The sequence below is a fragment of the Butyrivibrio sp. ob235 genome (assembly GCF_900109475.1).
Lineage (GTDB): Bacteria > Bacillota > Clostridia > Lachnospirales > Lachnospiraceae > Butyrivibrio.
Genome location: NZ_FOBE01000013.1, coordinates 98,031 through 105,899, shown reverse-complemented (window position 1 = coordinate 105,899; position 7,869 = coordinate 98,031). Strand labels below are relative to the sequence as shown.

6 protein-coding genes are annotated in these 7,869 nt (G+C 48.4%); all 6 read right to left on the bottom strand.

Features of this window, described 5'->3' with window-relative positions; genetic code table 11:
* Positions 1–26: 26 nt before the first annotated feature.
* Positions 27–1,700, bottom strand: coding sequence for an ABC transporter substrate-binding protein (locus tag BMW61_RS11100; protein ID WP_330388457.1), 1,674 nt, complete (start codon positions 1,698–1,700; stop codon positions 27–29).
* Complete coding sequence (locus tag BMW61_RS11095) at positions 1,697–2,569, bottom strand: carbohydrate ABC transporter permease (RefSeq protein ID WP_022761012.1); 873 nt, start codon at positions 2,567–2,569, stop codon at positions 1,697–1,699. Before BMW61_RS11095 ends, BMW61_RS11100 begins: the two co-directional genes overlap by 4 nt.
* A gap of 115 nt (positions 2,570–2,684) precedes the next feature.
* On the bottom strand, positions 2,685–3,584 hold the full coding sequence (locus tag BMW61_RS11090) for a carbohydrate ABC transporter permease (RefSeq protein WP_022761011.1): 900 nt from the start codon (positions 3,582–3,584) through the stop codon (positions 2,685–2,687).
* Complete coding sequence (locus BMW61_RS11085; protein WP_091821861.1) at positions 3,581–4,762, bottom strand: ABC transporter ATP-binding protein; 1,182 nt, start codon at positions 4,760–4,762, stop codon at positions 3,581–3,583. The genes BMW61_RS11090 and BMW61_RS11085 overlap by 4 nt, the downstream gene beginning before the upstream one ends.
* A 13-nt stretch (positions 4,763–4,775) precedes the next feature.
* Complete coding sequence (locus tag BMW61_RS11080; RefSeq protein ID WP_091821877.1) at positions 4,776–5,591, bottom strand: PHP domain-containing protein; 816 nt, start codon at positions 5,589–5,591, stop codon at positions 4,776–4,778.
* A gap of 120 nt (positions 5,592–5,711) precedes the next feature.
* A complete protein-coding gene (locus tag BMW61_RS11075) occupies positions 5,712–7,808 on the bottom strand; it encodes a glycoside hydrolase family 3 protein (RefSeq protein ID WP_091821849.1) in 2,097 nt (698 codons plus the stop codon).
* Between the last annotated feature and the right edge of the window lie 61 nt (positions 7,809–7,869).

Below are 7,869 nucleotides of genomic sequence, written 5' to 3'. Positions count from 1 at the left end.
ATTATATCACTCTATTGGTGAAAAAACTATTCTTTCGAAATCTTGCCACTTTTCCTCGAATAGAAGAAGTACGCGCCGATCAGTACCCAGGCGCCAATCAATATCCTGATGAGCCACTTGGATTCCTCGGGAAGTTCGCCGAGGTCTGCTTTGCCGGCGTTTACTGCGCTGCCGGAATCAAGGTGGTAGAGGCTTCTGGTGTCATCGTAGAGCTTGGCAATGAAGTCGTCGTCCACTTCTTTCTTTCTGCGAACCGACTTGGTGACATTCTCGATCAGGGCACCTGCTGCGTCGCGAAGCGAGGTGGAGCCGTTGAATACACTGGTAACAAAGGTATAGCGCTGGTTATCAAGAAGAAGCTTTGTAGCAGCAATTTTCACATCATAATATGTGCTGTTATCCTCACCTGCTCTATTCAGGTAGTCCTTATATTCAGCAGATTCCTGAGCTTTAGTGGTGACAGGAATATAGCCTTCGGTCTCGGCATAAGCCATTTGGACATCATTCGTCAGCATGTACTGCGCAAAAAGCCAGGATGCAAGCACAACCTGAGGATCCTCTTTATTGAAGATGCAGATAGAGGGACCCTGGGAAATCATTGCGTAGCGGCCACCCGCTGCCTTAATACTGTCATCCAGAAGCTCTCCATCTTTCGAGTAGTACTGTGGAATGGGATATACTACGGTTTCAAAGTCCACCACTTTGTCTTCCGCGATGTCGCGGAGTGGTGCCTTGGAGCCCATCCAGGTGGAGCCGGCGGTTGAGTCGACTGCAAAAATGCACTGTCCTGCATTCAGGAAGTTTGCAGGATATCCGGAGATCTTGAAGGTTGAGAATGCACCGGTTTTCGCATGCTCTGCTATTGTCATGAGGGAAGCCTTGGTATCATCACTGAAAAGTTCGATGTCCCCCTTATCATTCGAGTAGCCTGCCCCCTGCTGTTTCAGCATCTGTATCATCATGTTATCGGTGGATTTATATATAAAAGGTATCATGACCTTCTGGTCATTTAACTTGTAGGTGCCATCCTCGTTTTTCGCAAGGGCTGCCTCGGAAACTTCCCATACAAAATCCCAGGTGAGGACTTCAGGCATCTCGAATCCAAGCTGTTCAACATAGTCTTTATTTACATAGCAGGCCTCGGTCGAGCGCATGTACGGGATTGCATAGTGGCTGCCTCCAATCTTGCACTCTGATAAAAACTCGGGAACAATCTCGTCAATGGTCGGAGCGTCGTATTTCAGCTCGCTGCCGCCAAGTCCATATTTTTCATCTGCGAAAAGATCGTCCAATGGCTCAACAGTGTCCGCGCCGGTCATGTAAGTCGCGATATGATCGGGGTAGGTTATGCAGACATTTGGCGTGGTATCTGTCGCAATATTTGTAATTACGTCATTATAGATTTTGCCGTAATCCGTGTATAGGCGGATTGTTACATCCACATTCGGATAAAGCTCCTCAAAATTCTTAATCGCTTTTTCGTATATTCTTGTCTGGGTTTTGTTGGTATCATTCTTTGCCCAAAAGGTGATTTCAATTTTCTTGTTCTCATCAAAAGATTCCGGTATCTCGAATCCGCGGGCTTCTTTACTTCCGTGGCAGGCGGATAATGCAAGTCCGTTTATGGCGACCGTAAGTACCATAGTGGCTGCAAGCGCAATTTTCTTTATGGATTTTTTGTTGCAAAAATTCGGCATCATCCCTTCGTACCTCCTCTTGCAACTCCGGCCATGATTTTCCTTCGAAATACAAGGAACAAAATCATCAGCGGTACGGAAATTGCCACCACTGCTGCCATCATGGCGGGAATATTTTCACGGCCAAAGCCATTTTCACGTATCTCCTGAATTCCGTTGGAGACGAGGAAATAGTTGGAGTCGTCAGTGATGAGTCTCGGCCAGATGTAAGAATTCCAGCACTCGATGACCTTCAGGATTGTGATGGTGATGAGTGTGGGCTTTGCAATCGGAATCATGACACGCCATAGATAGCGCATGTCGCTAGTCCCGTCGACCTTTGCTGCTTTGTAGAGTTCGTCCGGAATCTGCTCGAAGTTTTCCTTAAGAAGATATATGTAAAAAACCGAGATGACGGACGGCAGCACCAGTCCGGGGAAGGAGTTGCGCATATTCAGGTCGGTAATTGTGACATAGTTTGTGATGATGACGAGTTCGTTTGGAATCATCATCAGTGATAAAAACAGCGCGAATACCAGGTTTTTTCCGGGGAATTCGAGTCTTGAAAATGCGAATGCGGAAAGAACCACGATTACAAGCATTATGCCCGTGGTAACCACCGTGAAAATGAAGGTGTTTATCAGGTATCTTCCCAGAGAAACTTCCGTGAACGCGCTCACATAGTTTTGGAAAGTGGGCGATGTAACGATGAGTCTCGGAACGTACTCGCTGTTGTAGGAACTGTAGCTTTTAAAGGATGTGAGAATCATCCAGTAAAAAGGGAACAGTACAATTAGGGCCCAGAAAGTCAGGAAAAGGTATTTCACAATTCCCTGGGCTATTGTGGCGGCCCGGTCGCGGGCTTCGATTTTTTCGTAATTAAGGTCATTCATTGGGTGTACCCCTCATCCGGCACTTCGTGCCACCTTGTCTTCGCTCCGCTTCGGTCGGCGCTAAGCCAACGTCCCCCGGACGTTGAGCGCCCCCAAGGGGAAGGCTCTTTCTATTTTATTGGTAATATACCGTCTTCTCGCTGACGAGCAGGTTGATGACGGTGATGGTGAATACTATGGCGAACAGGATGATCGCTGCAGCCGAGGCATAGGACGGGTAGCCGCCGCTGTTGCCGTAGAGCATGTCGTAGATGTAGCCTACGATTGTGTTCATGCCTGCCGCGTTGAGGTCGGTTCCAAAAAGCGCAACCTCGTCGCTGTATGCTTTGAAAGCCCCGATAAATCCGGTGATGACCAGGTAAAAGATCATGGGCGAGATCATCGGGAGCGTGATTTTCGTGAAAATTCTCCACTTGGGAGTTGCATCTATCTTAGCCGCTTTGTAGTAGATGGGATCGACGGAAGCGAGATTGCTCGTCAGAATCAGGATCTTAAAGGGCAGCACGCACCAGATGGTGTAGAAGCACATGACGAACATTTTTGCCCAGTAGGGGCCGTCGATGAAATCGATGCTTTCGCCGCCGAACGCATTTATGAGCACGTTCACCATGCCATCGGTGTAAGCGGTTTTCTGGAAAAGGATCATGAAAACAAGTCCCACCGCCAGAGTGTTAGTGACGTAGGGAAGAAAATAGATTGTCTGGAAAAGCTCCCTCAGTTTGTCAATTGAGCTGAGGGCTATCGAAATAATCAGCGCAATACCTGTGGAAAGCGGCACTGTTATAAGCACGATTATGAAGGTGTTTTTCAGAGCCTGTATGAAATACGGGTCGTGCAGCACGTAGGAATAGTTGTAGGTTCCGAGTCCGAAATAGCTCTGCGACGCAAAGTTGTAGCCCTCCTCAAAGGAGTACACAAATACGTCTATCATCGGATAGACGAGGAATGCTCCCAGGAATATGATCGCCGGCAGAAGGCACAGCCAGGCGGTTAGGGTCTGTTTCTTATTGCTCACCGGATTACATCCTCCGTTTCAGCGTCAAAAATGTGGACCTTCGAGGGTTTAAGTCTGAAGCAGACTTCGCCTCCGATGAACTGGGGACGTGTCTCCGAAGGGATTATCGCTCTTATCACGGTTCCTTCAAAAGCCTCGTGTGTACAGATAATGCTGGTGTCACGCCCCATTACTTCCATTTTTCTGAATTCGCAGCGAAGGGTTCCAAAAGAATTATCAGTATCATTTTCGGACAGGGCTTCAAAGCCCTCAGGTCTTATAGCAACGTAGCACGGTCTGATTTCCGAGCTTCCGGCGCCATTGGCATTTTGGGATATTTCTCCCTTCTCACAATTTCTTCCGGCCTGTCCGCAAAGGTCCTTCACATCCATCACGTAGTCTTTTCCTATGAAAAGTGAACTGCCTCTGATCTCACCCTTGAAGACGTTGATCTGGGGAGATCCCAGGAATTTCGCAACAAAAAGGTTGTCCGGATAGTCGTAGACATCCTGAGGCGCGCCGTACTGCATGATGCAGCCGTCCTTCATAACTACGATGGAGTCACAGATGCTCATCGCCTCTTCCTGATCATGGGTTACGAAAATCGTGGTAATTCCGGTCTCTATCTGAATTCTCTTGAGCTCTTCTCTTGTCTGGAGGCGGAGTCTTGCGTCAAGATTTGACAAGGGTTCATCCAGAAGGAGGACTCTGGGCTGCTTAACAAGTGCTCTCGCTATCGCAACTCTCTGCTGCTGTCCGCCCGACATCTCGGAGGGCTTGCGGTCAAGAAGGCTCTCAATCTGCACAAGCTTTGCGGTCTTAAGGACTTTGCTGTTCATCTCGTCCTTTGTAAGCTTATCCTTTCCACGCAGGTTCTCAAGCGGGAACCGAATGTTTTCTCGCACGTTAAGGTGCGGATACAGCGCATAATTCTGGAAAACAAGCCCCACTCCGCGATTTTCAGCAGGAAGTTCTGTTACGTCATCATCTCCGAAGAATATCTTGCCGGAAGTCGGTTTTTCAAGGCCGCTTATAAGATTAAGGACCGTACTTTTTCCGCAGCCCGAAGGACCGAGGAGCCCAATGAGCTTCCCGTCCTGGATTTCGTGGTCGAAGTTATTTACGGCGATGACGTCGCCCTTAATTTTTTTGTTTCTGTTTGGGAATTTTTTTGTTAGATTTTCTAAAACTATTTTCATACCTTCCCCCAATTTATTCCTCGTCGAATTTGATTTCCGGGAACCCGGCCGCGTAGTACTGCGAAAGGAAGCTTTCGCTGTCGCGGTTCATGATGAGTTCCTGCGGGAAATGGATTTCCTCAAGCATTGATATCGCTGTGGGAAATCTTCCGACATCTGTCGCGATATGAGCGTCGGTGTTGACGCAGATGCTTACCCCAAGCTCTGCGCATCTTATGGCGATTTCCTTGCATCTGTCCATAACGTCGCCGCTCCAGATAACACTGTGCTCATTTATCTCGATCGGTTTGTGTAGTTCTTTTGCCCGGTTTAGGACTTCGTCGGTTTCAAAAGGTATTCCGGCGCGGCCTATGTGTCCGAGCATCAGTATTTGCGGATCTTCCAGAACGGTGATGTACATCTGAGTCGCCTGGTTTTTAGTGATGCCCTGAAGTCCCCATTTTCCGTGCACACTTGCTATGATAAAGTCCAGGTTCTCTGTCGCTCTGTGAAAGAGGTCTTTGTCTTCCTTGTAGGGATCGCCTACGATTGATCTTTTTATAGGAAGTCCCATTCCGAAGAGGTAGCCCTCGGGATTGACTATGTCCACCTCGCATCCGCGAAGGAGTTTAACGCCATGCCAAAAGCGTTTCCAGCACCCCTGATTGGTGAAAAACTGGTAGGAGCGCAGATCCTCGTCCTCTGCAACGACCATGGAACTGAAATGGTCGGTGCTGGCAAGAAGCTCCAGTCCTATGGACTCGGCCTCCCGCACGTTCTCCTCGATGGTTGAGTAGGCGTGCGCCGAGTATAATGTGTGGGTGTGCAGGTCACATTTTATGGTTAGCATTTTCTCCTCATCCGGCACTTCGTGCCACCTGTCTTCGCTCCGCTTCGGTCCGCGCTGAACCGACGTCCCCCGGACGTCGAGCGCCCCCCAAGGGGAAGGCATAGAAGGCATATTATTGTTTTATTCTATCGTCGTTAGTTCTCCGCTGTTGAAGCCGACGGCGTATTTGCCGATTCCGACTCTGTCGCGGACAGCTATTTCAAATTCTATTTCTCCGTTTGCCCTGGTGTATACTTTTTCGAAGCCGACAAGTTCAAGGTAGTCGTGCGCTTCGTCGGGCAGTCTGTAAACCTGGATTATCTCTGCGCCGTCCTCATCGGATTTGTTGGTAAGCTTACCGCAGACCATACGCCGTCCGGTGTTGAAGGACAGCTTCGATATCTCAAAATCGGAGTAGGTCAGTCCGTATCCGAAAGGGAACTGCACGGGAATATTTTCCTTGTAAATGTGGCGATATCCGATGTGGAAACGCTCTTTGTAATGAACCATCTCAGTGTCCCCAAAATCGCCTATACTGTGGGCTGAGCAGTCTTTTTCCGATTTATAAAAAGTCTCCGGCAGGTGTCCGCAGGGATTGATGTCCCCAAGGATAACCTCTGCGAGCGCGTTTCCGCCCTCCATGCCATTATAATACATCCACACAAGTGCTTTACACTTATCAAGCCATCTTGTCATATCAACGGCGCCGCCGCCTATCATACAAACTATGGTATCCGGACGTTTTTCCAAAAGTTCTTCAAGAAGTTCATCCTGCTCGTAAGGGAGCTTTATATTCTCTTTGTCCTTACCCTCGAGGTCGATATCGTGATTTAATCCGCCTACGAAAAGTACATAATCATAGTCATTGCAGGCAGCCAGAGCTTCGTCCCTTAGCTTTTTACGAAGCTTTGAAAGCTCTTCTTTTTCTTTTGCATCTTCCGCAGAGTCCTTGGTTTCCTCAATGTCATCAAGGCTTGTAGCCTGCCAGTTTGTGCCCTCATAGCTGAAAATCGCTTCCTGAGCGCTGGCGTAACCCCGCAGGTAGTCGACCTTTGCCGCTCCGCCTATTCTTCCCTTAATTCCAAGAAGCGGAGTGATTTCGTAAAGGGCCTTGATTTCTGCGCTTCCGCCGCCGTTTGAATGGGTGCGGTTTGCATTTTCGCCAATTATAAGAATTCTCTTATTCTTTATTTCATATCGTGAGAGAGGAAGGTGCTTATCTTCATTTTTCAAAAGTACGATGCTTCCCCTTGCGATGTCAAGGCAATCCTGTCTTGCTGCAAATGAGTTGTAGGGCGCATCTTTCCTGATCATCACGTCCTCATCAAGCATGTTGAGGCGAAGCATCAGGATCAGAACGCGAATTACCTTGCGGTCGATTATTTCCTCGTCGATTTCGCCGCTTAGAACCATGTCCTTTAGCGGCTTCGCAAATTTGTAATTATCAAAATCGCTTGTGACAGACATATCCAGGTCAATTTCCGCTTCGGCAGCTTCTTTAGTATTGTGAATGCCACCCCAATCGGAGATCACGAGTCCCTGGAAGCCCCATTTTTCTCTGAGAATCTCATTCAGAAGGAGCTTGCTCTCACAGCAGTACTCACCGCGCAGCTTGTTGTAGGCAGCCATTATGCTGTAGGGATTTGCGGCGTCTATGACATCCTTGAACACCTGGAGATACAGCTCATCAAGAACATCGTCGTCGATTTCTTCATCGACTTCAAGCCTTGCAGTTTCCTGGTGATTCAGGGCGAAGTGCTTCGGGCATGCGGAGACATCCCAGCTCTGGACGCCTTTTATATACTCCGATGCCATCTCGGAGGTCAGGAAAGGATCCTCGCTGAAATATTCAAAGTTTCTTCCGCAAAGCGGCGACCTTTTGAGGTTCATGCCGGGCGCAAGGATTATATCTTTACCGCGGCCTCTGGTCTCCTCGCCGAGAACGCTTCCGGTTCTGCTTGCAAGGTTTCTGTTCCAGGTCGCTGCAACCGCGCTGTTGCAGGGAAGATAGGTAACATAATCGTCAGTGTTTCCTACCGGAATCCAGTCGTCTTTTTCAAACTCCGCGCGAACTCCCATGGGGCCGTCGGACATTACAAGCGGCGGTATCCCAAGTCTCGGTATTCCCTTCGTTTTGAAGAGTTCGTTTCCGTGGATCATCCCGATTTTTTCATCCAGGGTCATCGCCTCTAAAATTTCTTCCGCGCGGTATTTTAAAGTTTGAATGCTTCCTTCCATAATGTGCCCTTCCGATTATAATAATCACAAATTACGGTTTTATCCATAATAATCTTAGCAC

Coding starts and splice junctions, on each gene's coding strand:
- BMW61_RS11100 (WP_330388457.1), bottom strand. CDS start 1,700: ATGATGCCGAATTTTTGCAACAAAAAATCCATAAAGAAAATTGCGCTT.
- BMW61_RS11095 (WP_022761012.1), bottom strand. CDS start 2,569: ATGAATGACCTTAATTACGAAAAAATCGAAGCCCGCGACCGGGCCGCC.
- BMW61_RS11085 (WP_091821861.1), bottom strand. CDS start 4,762: ATGAAAATAGTTTTAGAAAATCTAACAAAAAAATTCCCAAACAGAAAC.
- BMW61_RS11080 (WP_091821877.1), bottom strand. CDS start 5,591: ATGCTAACCATAAAATGTGACCTGCACACCCACACATTATACTCGGCG.
- BMW61_RS11075 (WP_091821849.1), bottom strand. CDS start 7,808: ATGGAAGGAAGCATTCAAACTTTAAAATACCGCGCGGAAGAAATTTTA.